The 635-nt window shown below is 45.7% G+C and carries 2 pseudogenes; one reads left to right on the forward strand and one right to left on the reverse strand.

The window, feature by feature from the left end:
* A pseudogene (locus ACTHUR_RS15330) lies at positions 1–205 on the forward strand (type IV pili twitching motility protein PilT); the annotation flags it as partial.
* 73 nt (positions 206–278) lie between these two features.
* Here the strand turns inward: ACTHUR_RS15330 and ACTHUR_RS15335 are convergent.
* Positions 279–635 (reverse strand): annotated as a pseudogene (locus ACTHUR_RS15335) (dihydrolipoyl dehydrogenase); the annotation flags it as partial.

The following is a 635-nucleotide window of genomic DNA, read 5'->3' on the forward strand; positions in this document are numbered from 1 at the left end:
CCACAACATCAAAGAAATGATGAAAAAATCAACCGGCATGGGCATGATCACTTTTGACCAAGCCTTGTATGATTTGTATGAAAACGGCGATATCAGTTATCAAGACGCCATTAAAAATGCCGACTCCGCTCATGATTTGCGCTTAGACATTCAATTACGAAGCCGTCGTGCGCAAAATGCCGGTCCGGATTTAGAATTGATTTAACAGCTTCAAAGCATAAAAAAGGCCGTCTGAAACCTTACTACGAGTTTCAGACGGCCTTTATTCCATCAAATAATCAAGCCTGTTTCAGTTTTGCATCGGCATCACGCAATGCAGTGCGCAGACCTTCTTCGATAACCGGATGGTAGAACGGCATATCCAACATTTGCGGAATCGTCATCTTCATTTGATGCGCCCAAGCCATCAAGTGTGCCAAATGTTCGGCAGCAGGGCCGACAATTTCCGCACCAATGAAACGGCCGGTCGCTTTCTCAGCATACAAACGCATATGGCCTTTGTTTACCAACATAACGCGGCTGCGGCCTTGGTTTCGGAAGGAAACTTCACCGATGACAAACTCATCAGGCTGATATTTCTCCGCAACTTGCGCGTATTTCAAACCGATAGTGGCAATTTGCGGACTGGTAAATAC

This window comes from Neisseria sp. P0021.S007, from assembly GCF_051956855.1.